Consider the following 16,759-nt stretch of genomic DNA (forward strand, 5'->3'; position numbering starts at 1 on the left):
CCAGCCTTGGCGGACGTTTTGCAGAAACAGAACGCAAAAAAACCGCAGTTTCCCCTAGATTTTGGAAACAATCCACACCAAGGCGAGCCGCCCGGCACAAATTTCCGAGTAAAAAAGTCGGATTGACAAAGGTGAGTAAATAAATCAGGTATAACGCAATCCAGCCAACCTGATCTGTCAGGCCAGCCCGAACGAACCGAGACAACCACATTGCGTCATCATGTCGAACATCGCTCCTGGCCCCGCGCCCACCGCATCCGAACCTGACGACCAGGACAGCCTGTCCCAGATCTGGCTCGAAGTATTTGCGCGCTCCGGCAGCCTTTCGGGGTTCTGCCTGGAATGGCTGCTGGACCGGGCCGAATTTGACAGGGCGGATTTCAGAAATGGGCACTCATCATGAACCAGATTACATCTGAACCCGTGGCCACCACCGCCACGACTGAAGCATTCCCCACATATCACGCCGAAGACCTGACGCGCGGCGGAATTCAGGCACGCATTCTGCTGAACGGCCAGATCTACAGCCTGCGCATCACCCGCGCCGGGAAGCTGATCCTCACAAAATAACCTCAGAGGCTCGCCACAGCCTATGCACGACCTGCGCCCCTCCATCTTCCGATCCAACCAAGCAAGGATACCCTCGATGAAATCGCTGTTTCTCACCGGAACCGCTCTCACAGCCCTCGCCATGGGCGGCTCTGCCGCAATGGCCGCACCACCGGCCCCCGAAAAAGGCGCCGTTCTGACCACCTATGCCAATATCGCCCAGGCGACCTATCAGGACAGCCTGACCACCGCCCAGCGCCTGAAGGCGGCTGTTGATGCGCTGGTGGCAGAGCCCTCGGCCGAAGCTCTACAAGCCGCCCGCACCGCCTGGCTGGCCGCACGCGTGCCTTACCAGCAATCCGAAGCCTTCCGGTTCGGCAATGCCATCGTCGACGACTGGGAAGGCAAGGTGAACGCCTGGCCGCTAGATGAAGGGCTGATCGACTACGTGGATGCCTCCTATGGCGGCCCGTCAGATGAGAACGCACTGGCCGCGCTGAACGTGATCGCGAATCCCGCATTTGAGCTGTCAGGCCAGACCATCGACACCAGCGACATCACCCCGGCACTACTGGAAGACACCCTGCACGAGGCAGACGGCGTCGAGGCCAACGTGGCAACCGGCTATCACGCCATCGAATTCCTGCTTTGGGGGCAGGATCTGAATGGCACCGATCATGGCGCGGGCAACCGCCCATGGACCGATTACGCCAAGGGCGAGACCTGCACCGGCGGCAACTGTGACCGGCGCGGCGCCTACCTGCAGGCCGCAACTGAACTGTTGATCTCCGATCTGGACTGGATGGCCGCACAATGGGCCGAGGGTGGCGCCGCCCGCGCCGAATTGATGGCCGATGAAGGCGCAGGCATCGTCGCAATGCTGACCGGCATGGGATCGCTCTCCTACGGTGAACAGGCCGGTGAGCGGATGCGCCTTGGCCTGATGCTGAACGACCCCGAGGAAGAGCACGACTGCTTTTCCGACAACACCCACAACAGCCACTATTACGATGGGCTTGGCATTCAGAACGTCTATCTGGGCGAATACGTGCGGGTGAACGGTGAGCTCGTCTCCGGCGCCTCACTGTCTGATCTTGTTGCCTCAGCCGATGCCGATCTGGACGCGGAACTGCGCGGCAAGCTGGCCGACACCATGCAGGCGCTTGGCCGGATCAAGACCGCAGCCGAGGCCGGTTTCTCCTATGACCAGATGCTGGAACAGGGCAATGCCGCAGGCGAAGCGCTGGTGATGGGCGGTGTGAACGGTCTGATCGACCAGACCCGTTCGATCGAACGCGCGGTTGCGACGCTGCAACTGACCGACGTCGAATTCGAAGGCTCCGACTCGCTCGACAACCCCGGCGCCGTCTTCCAATAACTCAAAAAATCACCGGGCGGCCCAGCCGACAACCGCAGCCAGATACGCCGCCCGTGACCTGCCCCCATTGGACCAGCGACACTGTGCCATGGATAATCTCCGATAAAAATAGTCAGCATTACCCCTTGCCGTCTGACTATTTTTGTCAGATACCTGATGTCAGGAATCGAGATCCCCTTTGCCACCTCTAAGGGAGCCAGGCCATGATCGTCTGCCACTGCACACAGATCACCGATCACGACATTCACGCCGCCATCGACTGGATGCGCGCCGCAGATCCCCGGACGATCATCACCCCCGGCAAAATCTACCATGCGCTCGGCAAAGCCGCTGATTGTGGCGGATGCATGCCGCTCTTCCTCGACACGATGCGCGGCAATGCTAAGGTAAGTGTACCTGCGCAGTTGCAGAACCTACGCAAGCCACTCGGACAGGAGAACAGCCATGAAGGGCGACCCAATCGTCATCGACTACCTCAACAAGGCCTTGCGCCATGAACTGACCGCTGTCAGCCAGTACTGGCTTCACTTCCGCATGCAGGAAGACTGGGGGCTGGGCAGCATGGCCAAGAAAAGCCGCGAGGAAAGCATCGAAGAGATGCAGCACGCGGACAAGTTGATCGAACGGATCCTGTTCCTTGGCGGCCATCCCAACCTGCAGAAACTGGACCCCCTTCGCATTGGCCAGAACCCCAAGGAAACGCTGGAATGCGATCTTGCGGCCGAAATCAGCGCCCGCGCGCTCTACAAGGAAGCCCGCGAAGCCTGCGACACCGCAGGCGATTACGTAACCATGAAGCTGTTCGAAGCCTTGATGGCCGATGAAGAGGGCCATATCGACTTTCTTGAGACACAGCTGGACCTGCACGAGCGGATCGGTGCCGAAAACTATGCACAACTCAACGCCACCAAGATGGAAGAGGCTGAAGAGTAACCTTCTATTGGCTGCGGCGCTTGTCGCAGCCAGCACGGGACAGGCGCTGGATCTAACCAGCCTGCCCCTTGGCGATCCGCATCTGGATGTGACCCCCCGCACCACCGAGGACAGCCAGCGCATCCGCGCCGTGACGGCCCCTGCCACGGATTTTTCGGCTCCCGAAGCCTATGAAACCCATCCTGCTGGCGCGACGACAACACGCGCCCGCAGCGACGATGAGGCCTTTTCCCAACACTCCGCCAACCTGTCTTTCGAGCAGGAGCTGGAATTCAAACTGGGCAATGGGCTGTTCAAGAAAATCTGGGTGTTCTCGCCCTCCTCCACCCGCGCCTCTGACGGGCTTGGCCCCCTTTACAACGCCCGCTCCTGCCAGCGCTGCCATCTGAAGGATGGGCGCGGCCATGTGCCTGCGGGGCCGGATTACCGCTCTGCCGCGATGTTTCTGCGCGTCTCAGTTCCCGGTCCGGTGCCCGAGCAGGTTCAGGCAATCAAGGATTATATCGGCACGGCCCCCGACCCCACCTATGGGCAGCAGCTTCAGGATTTCTCGGCCCCAGGCATTTCCCCGGAATACCGGCTTGGCATCCGATATGAAGAAGAGACCGTCGATCTGAACGGTGGCGAAACCGCCTCGCTGCGCAGACCGATCTACAGCGCCGAGGATCTGGGCTACGGCCCGCTGCACACCAACGCCATGCTGTCCCCCCGCGTGGCGCCGCCGATGATTGGCCTTGGCCTGCTTGAGGCGATCCCCACCGCCGATATCCTTGCTGCTGCCGATCCGGACGACGCCGACGGAGATGGCATTTCCGGTCGGGCCAATCTGGTCTGGTCCGAAGAGTTTCAGCAGATCATGCTGGGCCGCTTTGGCCTCAAGGCGGGCATGCCGACGGTGCACGAACAATCCGCTGCCGCCTTTTCCGGCGATATCGGCATTTCCACGCCGCTGTTTCCCGCCCCTTGGGGGGAATGCACCACGAGCCAAACAAAATGCCGCGCAGCCCCGCACGGAAATGATGACGCCCGCGGCACCGAGATCGATCAACCGAACATGGATCTGGTCACCTTCTACGCCCGCAACCTGGCCGTACCCGCCCGCCGCGACCTGGACGATGCGCAAGTGCTGCGCGGCAAGGAACTGTTCTACGACAGCGGCTGCGCCGCCTGCCACCGGCCCAAATTCGTGACCCATCGCCTGAAAAGTCGCCCCGAGCACAGTTTCCAGCTGATCTGGCCTTACAGCGACCTGCTGCTGCACGACATGGGCGAAGGTCTTGCCGATCACCGCCCCGAAGCCCGCGCCACCGGGCGGGAATGGCGCACCGCGCCGCTCTGGGGGATTGGCCTGACGCAGCAGGTATCGCCGCGCGCCACCTACCTGCATGATGGTCGCGCCCGCAGCCTGCTAGAGGCGATCCTGTGGCATGGCGGCGAGGCGCAAGATGCCCGCAACACCGTGGTCTACCTGTCACCCGAGGACCGCGCCAATCTTATCCGTTTTCTGGAGAGCCTATGACACGCCCCTCACTGTCCCGCCTGCTGGCACCCGCCCTTGCCCTCAGCCTTGCCCTGCCGCTCACCCTGACACCCGCCACCGCACAAGCCGGTGTGGTCGAGGAGGCTCTGGAACAGCACATTCTGCCGGGCTTCGAAACACTGGCGCAGGAGACGCAGCAACTGAGCGCGACAGCCGCTGAGGTCTGCGACCCCGGATCGGTCCAGTTGCAGCAGGCCTACGGCGAAGCCTTTGATGCCTGGGTCGCGGTCAGCCACCTGCGGTTCGGGCCGACCGAAAGGGATAACCGCGCCTTTGCGCTCGCCTTCTGGCCGGACAGCCGGGGCAAAACGCCAAAGGCGCTGCGGGCGCTGATCACTGCCGAGGATCCGATTGCCAAGGATGCGGCGGCCTATACCAGCGTATCGATTGCGGCGCGCGGCTTTTATGCGCTGGAATTCCTGCTTTATGACAAGGACATGCAGCAGCTGGGCAGCGCCGACTACCGCTGCCAGCTGACCCGCGCCATTGCAGAGGATATCGCCACCACAGCCGATGCGATCTGGACGGACTGGCGCGACAGCTATGCCGACAAGATGCGCCACCCCGGTGATCGCTACCGCACCGAGGCCGAGGTCAAACAGGAACTGTTCAAGGCGCTGGATACCGGCCTGCAGATCCTGATCGATATGCGGCTGGGACGGCCGCTGGGCACCTACGACAGGCCGCGCCCGAAACGCGCCGAAGCCTATCGTTCGGGGCGCTCCCAGCACCACGTGATCCTGGCGCTGGAAGCGCTGGCACCGCTGGCCCGTATCCTCAGCGACGGAGATGCCGACCTTGCTGCGGAACTGGATGCAGCCTTTGACATTGCGGTCGAGCACGCCAGCCGCCTCGACGATCCGACCTTTGCAGGCGTTGCAGAGCCGGGCACGCGGCTGCGGATCGAGGCAGTGCAGCAGGACATCCGGAAACTGCGCGAAACCATCGGTGAGGATCTTGGTCCCGCGCTTGGCGTCGAGGCCGGTTTCAACGCCCTGGATGGCGATTAACAGAAAGGACCCAAAGACATGCCCTCAAGACGTGGATTTCTGGCCGGGCTTCTGGCGGTGGGGATGGCCCCGGCGGCCAGCTGGGCCGATCTGGGCTCGCCCGCCTATCTGTCCGCAGGCAAGGCCGCCGACGGCAGCTTTTTCCTGGCGGGTCTTTCGGACCTTGGCACCCTCCTGTTCAGCCACCCCCTGCCCGGCCGCGGCCATGCTGCCACCGCCCACCCCACGCGGCCCATTGCGGTGGCCTTTGCCCGCCGCCCCGGCCGCTTTGCCGATGTGATCGACTGCCGCACCGGCGCGCAACTGGCCCGGCTGGAGCCTCCGGCAGGTCATCACTTTTACGGACACGGCGTCTTCACACCCGATGGCAGCCTGCTGCTGACCACCGAAAACCACTTCGAGGCCGGGCGCGGCATCATTGGTGTCTGGGATGGCACCGCCCCCTACCGCCGCATCGGCAGCTTTGCGTCTGGCGGGGTCGGCCCGCATGATATGATGCTGCGCGCAGATGGTACGGGGCTGGTCGTCGCAAATGGCGGCATCGACACCCATCCTGACAGTGGCCGCGCCAAGCTGAACATCCCCACCATGCGACCCAACCTCAGCTATCTGGATTTCGACGGCCAGGTGACCGAACAGGTCGAGCTGGACGCCCAGCTGCACAAGAACTCGATCCGCCATCTCGCGATGCAGACGGATGGCACCGTTGCCTTTGCCATGCAGTGGCAGGGCGATCTGGGTGCAGATGCGCCGATCGTCGGGCTGCACAAGCCCGGCGGTGCGCCACGGCTGATGGCCGCCGATGACCCGCGCCTGCGCAACCTCAATGGATACGGCGGCTCCATTGCCTTTTCCACTGATGGCCGACAAGTGGCTGTCACCTCGCCCCGCGGCGGCGTGGTGCAGGTCATGGACACCACAAGCGGCGCCCTCACCACGGAACATCATCTGCCCGATGTCTGCGGCCTGTCCCAATCGACAGATGGGTTCATCGCAAGTTCGGGCAGCGGTGAGATCGTCGAGATCGCCAAGGGTCGCCTGTCGGTCCTGAACCGGGTCGAGCTGCGCTGGGACAACCACCTGATCCCTGTCATCTGACACTCCTCTGAAGTCTGAAACAACTCCCCCCGTCCCGCATATCGCTGGGGCGGGCGAGATGAAGCCTGCGCGACAAGTGGATTTTTGCTCTCCGCGCAAAACGAACTTTTCCGAAAGCAAACGATGACAAAGCGAAAATGAATCGCTAGATGGGTTTTGGAAAGGAAAGCCCATGGATGCCACGACTCGTCAGGACGAAATCATAGAGCTGCTGAACACTCAGGATCGCGTCGAGGTCGAGGATCTGGCGCAGCGGTTCGGCGTGTCGCTGCAGACCGTGCGCACCGACCTTCGGGATCTGTCGCAGCGTGGCGCGCTGTCGCGCGTGCATGGCGGCGCCGTACGCGTCAGCTCAGCCGCCACCCGCGCCTACGCGGACCGGCGCAAGCTGAACGCGGCGGGGAAACTGGCGATGGCAGCCGAGGCCGCAGAACTCATCCCCGAAGACTGCTCGATCACGCTCAATATCGGCACTTCGACCGAGCAAGTGGCCCGTGCCCTATCCGGCCATCGCGGCCTGACAGTCATTTCCAACAACATAAACATTATCAATATGATGATGGGTGGTGAAGCGCGTGAGCTGATCCTGGTTGGCGGCGCGGTCCGGCAAAGCGACGGCGCCATCGTCGGCGAAGACGCGGTGGAATTCATTTCCCGCTACAAGGTCGATTTCGCCATTATCGGCGCCTCCGCCCTCGATGCGGATGGCGCCATCATGGACCACGACGGTCGCGAGGTCTCCGTCGCCCGCGCCATTCTGAAAAACGCACGTACCCGCGTTCTGGTCTGCGATCACAGCAAATTCGACCGCTCCGCCCCAGTGCGGATCTGTGATGTGGCGGATCTCGACGTAGTGATCACCGATGCGCCGGTGCCCGATGCCTTTGCCGAGGCCGCGCGCGCCGCGGGAACACGCATCATCGTGGCGGGAGACACCGCCAGCCAAAACGAAAGAAACGAAAATGACTGATCAAAAGATCACCGACCTGTTCATCATCGGCGGCGGCATCAACGGCTGCGGCATTGCCCGCGATGCGGCAGGCCGTGGCTTGTCGGTCAGCCTTGCAGAAATGAACGATCTGGCCTCGGCCACCTCCTCTGCCTCGACCAAACTGTTTCATGGCGGTCTGCGCTATCTGGAATATTTCGAATTCCGTCTGGTGCGCGAAGCGCTGATCGAGCGCGAGGTCTTGCTGAAGGCAATGCCCCATATTTCCTGGCCGATGCGCTTTGTGCTGCCTTTTCACAAGGAGATGCGGTTCGACAGTGAAACGCCGACCTCCCGCCTGCTGACGCGGATCATGCCCTGGATGAAAGGGCGCCGCCCGGCCTGGCTGATCCGCCTTGGGCTGTTTCTCTATGACACGCTGGGCAAGCGCGGCATCCTGCCCGGCACCCGCAAGCTGGACCTCAGCCGCGACGAAGCGGGGGCGCCGCTGAAGGACAAGTTCCAGACCGCCTTTGAATATTCGGACTGCTGGATCGAGGATGCCCGGCTTGTCGTGCTCAACGCCCGCGACGCGCAGGCGCGCGGCGCCGAAATCATGACTCGCACCAAAGTTCTGGCGGCTGAACGCGCCGAGGATCACTGGCTCATCCACCTGAAGGACAGTCTGACGGGGCAAGTGTTCACGCGCCGGTCGCGGATGCTGGTCAATGCGGCGGGTCCCTGGGTTGCGGAGGTATTGAACCAGAAACTGGGCCAGAACAGCCGCGAAGGCGTGCGTCTGGTACGCGGCAGCCATATCGTGGTTCCGAAACTCTTCGACCACGGGCGCTGCTATTTCTTTCAGGGCACCGACGGGCGGATCATCTTTGCCATCCCCTATGAGGAGGATTTCACTCTGATCGGCACCACCGACGCCGACCATCCCGACCCGGAGACGGCCCCCACCTGCACCCCCGAGGAACAGGACTACCTGATCGATTTTGCCTCGCAGTATTTCAAAAAGCCGCTGCACCGCGACGACATTCTGTGGACCTACTCCGGTGTGCGCCCGCTGTATGACGATGGCGCCAGCTCGGCGACGGCGGCGACGCGGGAATATGTGCTGTCACTGGACACGGGCAATGCACCGCTGCTGAACATCTTTGGCGGCAAGATCACCACCTACCGCAAACTGGCCGAGGCCGCGCTTGCCAAGATCTCCGAGGCCCTGCCCGGCGTCGGCGGCAACTGGACAGCAGGTGTGCCCCTGCCCGGCGGCAATTTCGCGGTCAAAGATGTGACCAAGCTGCAGGCGGATCTTGCAGCGGATTATTCCTTCCTGACGCCTTATTGGGCGCGACGCCTGATCCGCGCTTATGGCACCGAAGCGCGGCTGATCCTGGGTGAAGCAAAATCCGCCGAGGCGCTGGGGCACACTTTTGGCGCCACCATCACCGAGCGGGAGTTGGACTGGGCGATTGCCAACGAATGGGTGCGCAGCGGCGATGATTTCCTGTGGCGCCGCACCAAACTGGGCCTGCGCCTGACCGAGGAAGAGCGCGCCGCGGTCGATACCTATATCAAGGACAAGGTTGCCGCGTAACGGCGGGGCAATCCAAACGCACCGGGCACGGTATTCCCTGCCCGGTGACACCTCTGCAGATGGTCTGGCCGTCTTAGAACTCCACCCCTTTCTGCGCCTTGATCCCGGCGCGGAAAGGATGCTTTATCTGGCCCATCTCGGTCACCAGATCCGCGATTTCGATCAGCTCTTCCTTGGCGTTGCGTCCGGTCAGAACCACATGAGTCATCGGCGGTTTCTGCTCGACCAGGAACTCCAGAACCTCATCCAGATCCAGATATTCATAGCGCAGCGCGATATTGATTTCATCGAGCAAAACCATTGTGTTGCGCTCATCCAGTATCATTTCCTTGGCCTTTTCCCAGCCTGCGCGGGCCGCCGCGATATCGCGGGCCTTGTCCTGAGTCTCCCAGGTGAATCCTTCGCCCATCGCGTAGAACTGGCACAGATCGCCGAAATGCTCCTCGATCAGGGTGCGTTCGCCGGTCTGCCAGGCGCCCTTGATGAACTGCACCACGGCGGATGGCATGCCGTGGGCGATGCAGCGCATGATCATGCCGAATCCCGAGCTGGACTTGCCCTTGCCGGGGCCGGTGTGGACGATGATCAGCCCCTTTTCACCGTCCTTATTGGCCATCATGCGGTCACGCGCCGCTTTCTTTTTTGCCATCTTGGACGCGTGCCGTGCCGCTTCTTCCTCGGAAATGCCGTTATCAGACTTTTCGGTCACCAAGTGCCCTCCTGCAGTTTGGCACCATGTCTTGACAAGGAAGCCCGCAATAGCGCAAGGGGATTTTGTTGGTTCCTGCGAATGCAGGCGAAGAGGGAATGTGACACGGCCATCTGGCCCAAGCACAGCCGCCCCCGCGACCGTGACCGGAGAGGTCTCCACGCCACTGGGTAACACCGGGAAGGCCGGAGAACCGCAAAGACCCCGCAGCAATGCGGTGGCCTTGAGATCCGCAAGCCGGGAGACCTGCCAACAGACTTAATCTACGGGCGGACGGGGTGTGCCGCGACCGGATGAGAGCCGATTCATCCATACGGCTCCCCTCTGGCCTCTCCCCGTCTGTCTGACAGGACGCAAGGAGACGCCCGCCAATGGCGAAGGATACGGCTGAACAGCCCCCCAAAGGCAGCCCAGAGGTCACCCTGACCATCTGCACCACCTGCAAGCGCGAAGGCGTTGATCCCGAAGCCACCCGGCCCGGCACCCTGTTGCTGCAGGCTCTGCGCGCCGCCGACCTGCCCGACGGGGTCTCGGTGCGCGGCGTCGAATGCCTGTCCGCCTGCAAGCGCGGTTGTTCCATGGTGCTGAGCGGCGGCACCGAGCGCTGGAGCTACATCTACGGCGATCTGGATCCCGATCAACACGTAGAGGAGATCCTGCAAGGTGCGGCTGCCTATGCCGCGACCGACGACGGTCTGGTGCCCTGGCGCGCGCGTCCGCAGGTCTTTCGCAAACAATCCATCGCCCGCATTCCCCCGGCGCCCCAGCCAGGTGACAGCCCATCCGAGGAGTAACCTATGAGCGATCTCAACAAAATTCCCGTCACCGTGGTGACCGGCTTTCTCGGCGCGGGCAAGACCACACTCATCCGCCATCTGATGCAAAACCCGCAGGGCAAACGTCTGGCCGTGCTGGTCAATGAATTCGGCACCGCGGGCGTGGACGGCGACATCCTGAAATCCTGCGCCGATGAAAACTGCCCGGAAAACAACATCGTGGAGCTGGCGAACGGCTGCATCTGCTGCACCGTGGCGGACGATTTCATCCCCACGATCGAGGCCCTGATGGCGCTGCCGGAAACGCCCGAACATATCCTGATTGAAACCTCCGGGCTGGCGCTGCCGAAACCGCTGCTGAAAGCCTTTGACTGGCCCGCGATCCGCTCGCGCATCACCGTAGACGGGGTCATTGCCCTTGCCGACGCCGAGGCCGTCGCCGCAGGGCAATTCGCCCCGGATCTTGACGCCGTGCAGGCCCAGCGCGAGGCGGACGACAGTCTGGATCATGAAACCCCGCTGTCCGAGGTCTTCGAGGACCAGATCTCTTGTGCAGATATCGTGCTTCTGTCCAAAGCGGACCTTGCCGGGGAAGAAGGCCTTGCCAAGGCCCGCGCCGTGATCGAAGCCGAAGCCCCGCGCCAACTGCCGATCCTGCCGATGAGCGAAGGCGTGATCGATCCGCGTGTGGTGCTGGGGATCGGCGCGGCGGCCGAAAACGATCTGGAGGCCCGCCCCAGCCATCACGATGGCCACCACGATCACGAGCATGATGATTTTGAAAGCATCGTCGTTGAAATGGGCGAAGTCTCCGACCCGCAGGACCTGCAGGACCGCATCGTCAACATGGCCCGCAACCGCAAAATTCTGCGCGTCAAAGGCTATGTCGCGGTGGAAGGGAAACCGATGCGCATGCTGGTTCAGGCCGTCGGCGAACGGCTGCGCGCCCAATACGACCAACCCTGGGGCACCCAGCCGCGCAAGACCCAGCTGGTGGTGATTGCCGAACATGACGATATCGACGTCGCGGGCATCCACGCGGACCTGGGAGCCTGACACTCATGCGGGAATGCTGCGCTCTCCACTGGGACCTGTCCCGGCTGACAAGCCGGGACGCGCCCGACCTCCCCCCCGGGAGGGCGCACAACGGCCCCCCGAGGTCGGCCGCGTCCCTCAGCTCAGCAGTCCGGAGCTGACCCATGCATGTCGTCTTCCGCGAAAGCCACGGGCTTGAAGAAACCGATACGCCGTTTGATGTTGGGCAGGATCCGGCGGAGCTGATCGTTCTGTCCTTTTCCGACAGCGATCTAGGCGCCTTTGCTGCGGGCTGGCACCGCGCCGGGGGCAAGCTGCCCTCCTGCCGCCTCGCCAATCTGGTGGCGCTGAAACATCCCCTCTCGGTGGACACCTACGCCGAACAGACGCTGGAAGGCGCCAAGGGTGTTCTGGTGCGCCTCATTGGCGGCGAAAGCTACTGGTCCTATGGGCTTGCCACCCTGCAGGACCTGGCCCGGCGCAAGGGGATTGCGCTAGCAATCCTGCCCGCCGATGGGCGCGAAGATCCACGGCTTGATGAACTTTCCACCCTGCCCGTCTCAACTCTGCGGCGCTTGCAGGCTCTTTGCGATGCAGGCGGCGCGGTTGCAGCGCAGGCGGCCCTTGCGCAGATGGCCCTCGCGGCGGGGCTATACGCAGGTCCCGTGCCGGGCCTTAAAACCATGCCGGACCACGGCTTTTATGACCCGGATCAGGGCGTCATCACGGATCCCCCCCAAGAGGGCAAACCGCTGGTTCTGGTCAGTTTCTATCGCTCCTACCTGACCTCGGCCGATACCGCCCCGGTGGATGCGCTGATCGCGGATCTGCGCGCCCGTGGCTACGCCGCCTATGGCATCTTTGCTGCCAGCCTGAAGGCCCCGGCCGCCGCCGATTGGCTCGCCGAGGAACTCCTCCGACTGGCTCCCGCCGGCATCATCAACGCCACCGCCTTTTCGGCACAAGGGTCAGACGGGCGCCCCTCGCCGCTCAGCGTGACTGGCTGTCCGGTGTTTCAGGTGGCGCTCTCCACCGCGCGGCGCAAGGACTGGGCCGACGCCACCCGCGGACTGTCGCCCGCTGACCTTGCCATGCATGTGGTCCTGCCCGAGGTGGATGGCCGTATCATGGCGGGCGTGGTCAGCTTCAAGGCGCCTTCCAAGAAAGACCCCGACCTCCAGTATTCGCGCTTTGCCCACCGCGCCGATCCGGGCCGCGTGCGCGCCGCCGTGGACCGGATCGAAGGCTGGCTGCGGCTGGCGCAACTGGAAAACCGCGACAAGCGTCTCGCGCTGGTGCTTTCCACCTACCCGGGGCGCGACTACAACATCGCCCATGCGGTGGGCCTTGATGCGCTGGCTTCCTGCGAACAGCTACTGGGCGCTCTGGCCGATCAGGGCTACAGCGTCACGGGGACAGGCGATCTTGGTGCCCGCCTCGTAGAGGAGCGCATCGCCTTGCCGCTGGCGGACTACAAGGCGGCTCTGAAAACGCTTCCCGACCCCTTGCAAACCGACCTCAAGGCGGCCTGGGGTACCCCCGAAGATGACCCGGATCTGCAGGATGGTGCCTTTCAATTGAAGGCCCTCATCGCAGGCAAGGCGATCATCGCCCTGCAACCCGAACGCGGCGAGGTTACGACCCGCGTCGATGACTATCACGATCTCGACCGCACCCCGCGCCATGCCTATGTGGCCTTCTACCTCTGGCTCCAGCAACAGGTTGATGCAGTCCTTCACATTGGCGCCCATGGCACGCTGGAATGGCTACCCGGTAAGGCGGTCGCCCTGTCTGACACCTGCTGGCCCGAGGCCCTGACCAGCCACTTGCCGGTGATTTATCCCTTCATCGTCAACGATCCGGGCGAGGCCGCACAGGCCAAGCGCCGCATCGCCGGTGTGACCGTGGGCCACCTGCCGCCGCCACTGGCGCAGACCAGCCTGCCCGATGGCATGGCGCGGCTGGAAAGCCTTCTGGACGAATATTCCACCGCCGATGGTCTGGACCCTGCCCGCCGCGACCGTCTGATCGAAGATATCCGCGCCGAGGCCCAAGGCACCGGTGTCGAGGCGGATCTGGGCCTTACCCCCGACTGCTCCGCTGCCGAGGCGATCACCCGCATCGATGCCTTTGTCTGCGACATCAAGGAAAGCCAGTACGGCGAGGGCCTGCACATCTTTGGCACCGGCCAGTGCGGACCGCAGGAAATCACCGGGGTGATGGATGCGCTTTCCGGGCGGTTGGTGGCCCCCGGCCCTTCTGGCTCTCCCTTTCGCGGGCGCACGGACGTGATCCCCACCGGGCGCAACCTCTTTACCACCGATCCACGGGCGGTGCCCTCGCGGGCGGCGCATGCGCAGGGGGTCAAGCTGGCGGAAGAGCTGCTGCGCCGCCATCTTCAGGACCACGGCGACTGGCCACGGGGGCTGGTGATCGATCTCTGGGGATCGGCCACCATGCGCACCGCGGGCGAGGAATTCGCCATGGCGCTACATCTGGCGGGGCTTGCGCCAAAATGGGACGAAGGCTCCGAACGGGTCTCGGGCTTCGAGGTGCTGCCGCTTTCCATGCTGAACCGTCCCCGCATCGACGTAACCCTGCGCGTCTCGGGCCTGTTCCGCGATGTCTTTCCCGGCCTTGCCCAGATGTTCGAGACCGCTGCCGCCGCCCTTGCGGGCCGCGAAGAAGCAGCCGATGACAACCCTTACCAGACAAAAGCCCCGCGGGTCTTTGGCCCCAAACCCGGTCAATACGGCCTCTCCATGGGCGCACATCTGGACGATTACTCGGACGAGGCCCGCAGGGAGGCGGGGGAAGCCTGGCTCAATGCCTCCTCCCATGCCATCGACGCCAAGGGCGAGATTGCCGAGGCCCGCACCGCGCTGGAAGACCGCCTGAAGGGCGCCGACAGTTTTGTGCATCTTCAGGACCTGCCGGAAACCGATCTTCTGGTCGCATCGGATTACGCTGCGCATGAGGCAGGCTTTGCCGCCGCCATGGCCCGTATCGGGCAAAAAGCGCCCGCACTATACCATATGGACGCCACCCGCCCTGATACACCGCAGGCACGCTCCCTAAGCGAGGAAATCGCCCGCGTCACCCGCGCCCGCGCCGCCAACCCGGATTGGGCGACTTCGATGATGCGCCATGGCTTTCGCGGCGGCGCCGAGATTGCTGCAACGCTCGATCACATGGCGGCCTTCGCCCATCTGGCGCAGGCAGTGCCGCCACACCTGTTTGACCTCTATTTCGAAGCCACCCTTGGCCGGGACGATCTGGTGGAGTTCCTGGAGCGGGAAAACCCCGACGCGCTTGCCGCCCTGCGCGACCGCTTCCGCGCCTTGGCTGAGGCCGAACTCTGGGTCACCCGGCGCAATTCGATCATCGCTGAACTGGAGGGCGCACCATGAGCGCGGCCCCAAAAGTCTACGGATGGTGCCCCGGTGCCCTGCGCCCTATGATGTCGGGCGACGGGCTGGTGGTGCGCATCCGTGCGCCCATGGGACGGCTCAGCCCCGAACAGGCCCGCGGCGTTGCTGAACTGTCCCGGCGACATGGCAATGGCCTTCTTGACCTGTCAGCCCGAGCCAACCTGCAGATGCGCGGTGTCAAGGACGACAGCCACGCTGCGCTGCTCTCTGACCTAAGGGATCTTGGGCTTCTCGATACAGATGAGGCTGCCGAAGCACGGCACAATGTGTTGCTGACACCCTTCTGGACAGAAGGCGACGACCGCGCGGTGATTGCACGGCGTTTGGCCTCCGCTCTGACGGCGGCCACGGATCTGACATTGCCGGGGAAATTCGGATTTGCCGTGGACTGTGGCACAGCGCCCGTTCTGCGGGACGCTGCTGCTGACATCCGTATCGAGCGCGATGCATCGGGCCTGATCCTGCGCCCCGATGGCGCCGAGCTTGGCCTGTCCGTGACACGGGAAACCGCCGTCCCCGAGGCCCTGAACCTCGCCCGATGGTTCCTTGACACAGGTGGTGCACCCGATGGGCGCGGGCGGATGAGGCAGCACCTAGCCAAAGGCACACCACTTCCATCAGGCTATAGCTTGGTCGCCAACGTGGCTTCTTCGGCTGCCAGGCCGGGCCAAACGGGCGCAGGCCAGTTGGTTGCGCTGGAATTTGGCCAGATGTTAGCGGACACGCTCACATCACTTGCCGATCACGGCGCCCTGCGCCTCACGCCCTGGCGGATGCTGTTGATCGAAGGTGCCAGCAATATCGCTCCCCTGCCCGGCCTGATCCTGGACGCAGCGGATCCACGCCTGCGGGTGAGCGCCTGCACCGGGGGCCCCGGCTGCCTGCAGGCGCTTTCAGCGACCCGCGATCTGGCCCGCGATCTGGCGCCGCATGTGCCGGAAGACGCCCATCTGCATGTCTCCGGCTGCGCCAAGGGCTGCGCCCATCCCGGCACTGCGCCGCTGACCCTGACCGCCACTGCCAATGACACCTTCACCCTGATCCGCAACGGCTCTGCCGCCGATCACCCCATTAAACACAGCCTGAGCGCCCGCGCCCTGCGCGCCGCTCCCGAACTTCTGACAGAGGGCAGCTGACATGCTCCACACCTATGAAACCGATGGCGCCAGGATCTACGCCGAAAGCTTTGCCACCATCCGGGCCGAGGCCGATCTGGGCCGCTTCACCCGCGATGAGGAAAGCGTCGCCGTACGCATGATCCATGCCGCCGGAATGGTGGGGCTCGAGGAGCATATCCGCTTTTCCCCCGGCATGGCCGAAACCGCCCGCGCGGCGCTGGCGGCGGGGGCGCCGATCCTTTGTGATGCATATATGGTCAGCGAAGGCATCACCCGCCCGCGCCTTCCCGCGAACAACGAAGTGATCTGCACCCTGCGCGATCCGAAGGTGCCCGATATGGCCAAGCAGATGGGCAACACCCGCTCTGCTGCCGCGCTGGAGCTGTGGCGCCCAAAACTCGACGGTGCCGTGGTCGCCATCGGCAATGCCCCGACCGCGCTGTTTCATCTTCTCAACATGCTGAAGGATCCCGCCTGCCCGCGCCCGGCTGCCATAATCGGCTGCCCGGTGGGTTTTGTGGGCGCCATGGAATCCAAGGAGGCGCTGATGCAGGACCTTCCCGTGCCCTCGATGATCGTGAAGGGCCGCCTTGGCGGATCGGCCATCACCGTGGCAGCCGTCAACGCGCTGGCCAGCTGGAAAGAATAACC

Annotated in this window: 15 protein-coding genes and 1 riboswitch; of the genes, 14 read left to right on the forward strand and 1 reads right to left on the reverse strand. The window is 63.5% G+C overall.

Going from position 1 to position 16,759, the window contains the following annotated elements:
• Positions 1-399: 399 nt before the first annotated feature.
• From hemP to glpD, 9 genes are all read left to right on the forward strand, one after another.
• Entirely contained in the window at positions 400-570 is a 171-nt protein-coding gene (hemP, locus tag SM763_RS15230; RefSeq protein ID WP_065271136.1) for a hemin uptake protein HemP, read from the forward strand.
• Between the two features lie 76 nt (positions 571-646).
• Positions 647-1,927 (forward strand): imelysin family protein, encoded by a 1,281-nt coding sequence (locus SM763_RS15235; RefSeq protein WP_368999049.1) that lies wholly within the window; start codon positions 647-649, stop codon positions 1,925-1,927.
• Positions 1,928-2,130: 203 nt separating this feature from the next.
• The gene (locus tag SM763_RS15240; protein WP_082996010.1) at positions 2,131-2,424 is read left to right on the forward strand and encodes a (2Fe-2S)-binding protein; all 294 of its coding nucleotides are present in this window, start codon (positions 2,131-2,133) and stop codon (positions 2,422-2,424) included.
• Complete coding sequence (gene bfr / locus SM763_RS15245; RefSeq protein ID WP_065271139.1) at positions 2,372-2,860, forward strand: bacterioferritin; 489 nt, start codon at positions 2,372-2,374, stop codon at positions 2,858-2,860. The genes SM763_RS15240 and bfr overlap by 53 nt, the downstream gene beginning before the upstream one ends.
• Positions 2,817-4,379: a di-heme oxidoreductase family protein gene (locus tag SM763_RS15250; protein ID WP_368999050.1), complete on the forward strand. Its 1,563-nt coding sequence runs from the start codon at positions 2,817-2,819 to the stop codon at positions 4,377-4,379. Before bfr ends, SM763_RS15250 begins: the two co-directional genes overlap by 44 nt.
• Positions 4,376-5,410 carry an imelysin family protein gene (locus tag SM763_RS15255; protein ID WP_368999051.1) on the forward strand — a complete coding sequence of 345 codons (1,035 nt, stop codon included), beginning with the start codon at positions 4,376-4,378 and terminating at the stop codon, positions 5,408-5,410. Before SM763_RS15250 ends, SM763_RS15255 begins: the two co-directional genes overlap by 4 nt.
• An 18-nt stretch (positions 5,411-5,428) precedes the next feature.
• The gene (locus SM763_RS15260) at positions 5,429-6,508 is read left to right on the forward strand and encodes a DUF1513 domain-containing protein (protein WP_368999052.1); all 1,080 of its coding nucleotides are present in this window, start codon (positions 5,429-5,431) and stop codon (positions 6,506-6,508) included.
• Between the two features lie 172 nt (positions 6,509-6,680).
• On the forward strand, positions 6,681-7,478 hold the full coding sequence (locus SM763_RS15265; RefSeq protein ID WP_368999053.1) for a DeoR/GlpR family DNA-binding transcription regulator: 798 nt from the start codon (positions 6,681-6,683) through the stop codon (positions 7,476-7,478).
• On the forward strand, positions 7,471-9,039 hold the full coding sequence (gene glpD / locus SM763_RS15270) for a glycerol-3-phosphate dehydrogenase (protein ID WP_274839952.1): 1,569 nt from the start codon (positions 7,471-7,473) through the stop codon (positions 9,037-9,039). The genes SM763_RS15265 and glpD overlap by 8 nt, the downstream gene beginning before the upstream one ends.
• 73 nt (positions 9,040-9,112) lie before the next feature.
• Here the strand turns inward: glpD and cobO are convergent, their stop codons facing one another.
• Entirely contained in the window at positions 9,113-9,748 is a 636-nt protein-coding gene (gene cobO, locus SM763_RS15275) for a cob(I)yrinic acid a,c-diamide adenosyltransferase (protein WP_274829575.1), read from the reverse strand.
• Positions 9,749-9,800: 52 nt separating this feature from the next.
• A riboswitch (cobalamin riboswitch) is annotated at positions 9,801-10,016 on the forward strand.
• A gap of 103 nt (positions 10,017-10,119) precedes the next feature.
• Here cobO and SM763_RS15280 point away from each other — a divergent pair.
• The 5 genes from SM763_RS15280 to SM763_RS15300 all read left to right on the forward strand — a co-directional run bounded on the left by SM763_RS15280 (position 10,120) and on the right by SM763_RS15300 (position 16,757).
• Positions 10,120-10,542, forward strand: coding sequence for a DUF1636 family protein (locus SM763_RS15280; RefSeq protein WP_368999054.1), 423 nt, complete (start codon positions 10,120-10,122; stop codon positions 10,540-10,542).
• A 3-nt stretch (positions 10,543-10,545) separates the two neighbouring features.
• Positions 10,546-11,580 (forward strand): cobalamin biosynthesis protein CobW, encoded by a 1,035-nt coding sequence (cobW, locus tag SM763_RS15285; RefSeq protein ID WP_368999055.1) that lies wholly within the window; start codon positions 10,546-10,548, stop codon positions 11,578-11,580.
• Positions 11,581-11,723: 143 nt separating this feature from the next.
• The gene (gene cobN / locus SM763_RS15290) at positions 11,724-14,969 is read left to right on the forward strand and encodes a cobaltochelatase subunit CobN (RefSeq protein ID WP_368999056.1); all 3,246 of its coding nucleotides are present in this window, start codon (positions 11,724-11,726) and stop codon (positions 14,967-14,969) included.
• Entirely contained in the window at positions 14,966-16,126 is a 1,161-nt protein-coding gene (gene cobG, locus SM763_RS15295) for a precorrin-3B synthase (protein ID WP_368999057.1), read from the forward strand. Before cobN ends, cobG begins: the two co-directional genes overlap by 4 nt.
• A gap of 1 nt (position 16,127) precedes the next feature.
• On the forward strand, positions 16,128-16,757 hold the full coding sequence (locus SM763_RS15300; RefSeq protein WP_368999058.1) for a precorrin-8X methylmutase: 630 nt from the start codon (positions 16,128-16,130) through the stop codon (positions 16,755-16,757).
• The last annotated feature ends 2 nt before the right edge of the window (positions 16,758-16,759 follow it).

Origin of the sequence: Pseudophaeobacter sp. C1-32P7 (genome assembly GCF_041008775.1) — a bacterium.
In the GTDB taxonomy this organism is placed as follows: domain Bacteria; phylum Pseudomonadota; class Alphaproteobacteria; order Rhodobacterales; family Rhodobacteraceae; genus Phycobacter; species Phycobacter gallaeciensis_A.

Bases quoted from the DNA above. Each gene is read 5' to 3' on its own strand.
- SM763_RS15240 (WP_082996010.1), top strand. From the start codon at position 2,131: ATGATCGTCTGCCACTGCACACAGATCACCGATCACGACATTCACGCC.
- SM763_RS15250 (WP_368999050.1), top strand. From the start codon at position 2,817: ATGCACAACTCAACGCCACCAAGATGGAAGAGGCTGAAGAGTAACCTT.
- SM763_RS15300 (WP_368999058.1), top strand. From the start codon at position 16,128: ATGCTCCACACCTATGAAACCGATGGCGCCAGGATCTACGCCGAAAGC.
- bfr (WP_065271139.1), top strand. From the start codon at position 2,372: ATGAAGGGCGACCCAATCGTCATCGACTACCTCAACAAGGCCTTGCGC.
- SM763_RS15260 (WP_368999052.1), top strand. From the start codon at position 5,429: ATGCCCTCAAGACGTGGATTTCTGGCCGGGCTTCTGGCGGTGGGGATG.
- SM763_RS15255 (WP_368999051.1), top strand. From the start codon at position 4,376: ATGACACGCCCCTCACTGTCCCGCCTGCTGGCACCCGCCCTTGCCCTC.
- SM763_RS15265 (WP_368999053.1), top strand. From the start codon at position 6,681: ATGGATGCCACGACTCGTCAGGACGAAATCATAGAGCTGCTGAACACT.
- glpD (WP_274839952.1), top strand. From the start codon at position 7,471: ATGACTGATCAAAAGATCACCGACCTGTTCATCATCGGCGGCGGCATC.
- cobG (WP_368999057.1), top strand. From the start codon at position 14,966: ATGAGCGCGGCCCCAAAAGTCTACGGATGGTGCCCCGGTGCCCTGCGC.
- SM763_RS15280 (WP_368999054.1), top strand. From the start codon at position 10,120: ATGGCGAAGGATACGGCTGAACAGCCCCCCAAAGGCAGCCCAGAGGTC.
- hemP (WP_065271136.1), top strand. From the start codon at position 400: ATGAACCAGATTACATCTGAACCCGTGGCCACCACCGCCACGACTGAA.
- cobN (WP_368999056.1), top strand. From the start codon at position 11,724: ATGCATGTCGTCTTCCGCGAAAGCCACGGGCTTGAAGAAACCGATACG.
- SM763_RS15235 (WP_368999049.1), top strand. From the start codon at position 647: ATGAAATCGCTGTTTCTCACCGGAACCGCTCTCACAGCCCTCGCCATG.
- cobW (WP_368999055.1), top strand. From the start codon at position 10,546: ATGAGCGATCTCAACAAAATTCCCGTCACCGTGGTGACCGGCTTTCTC.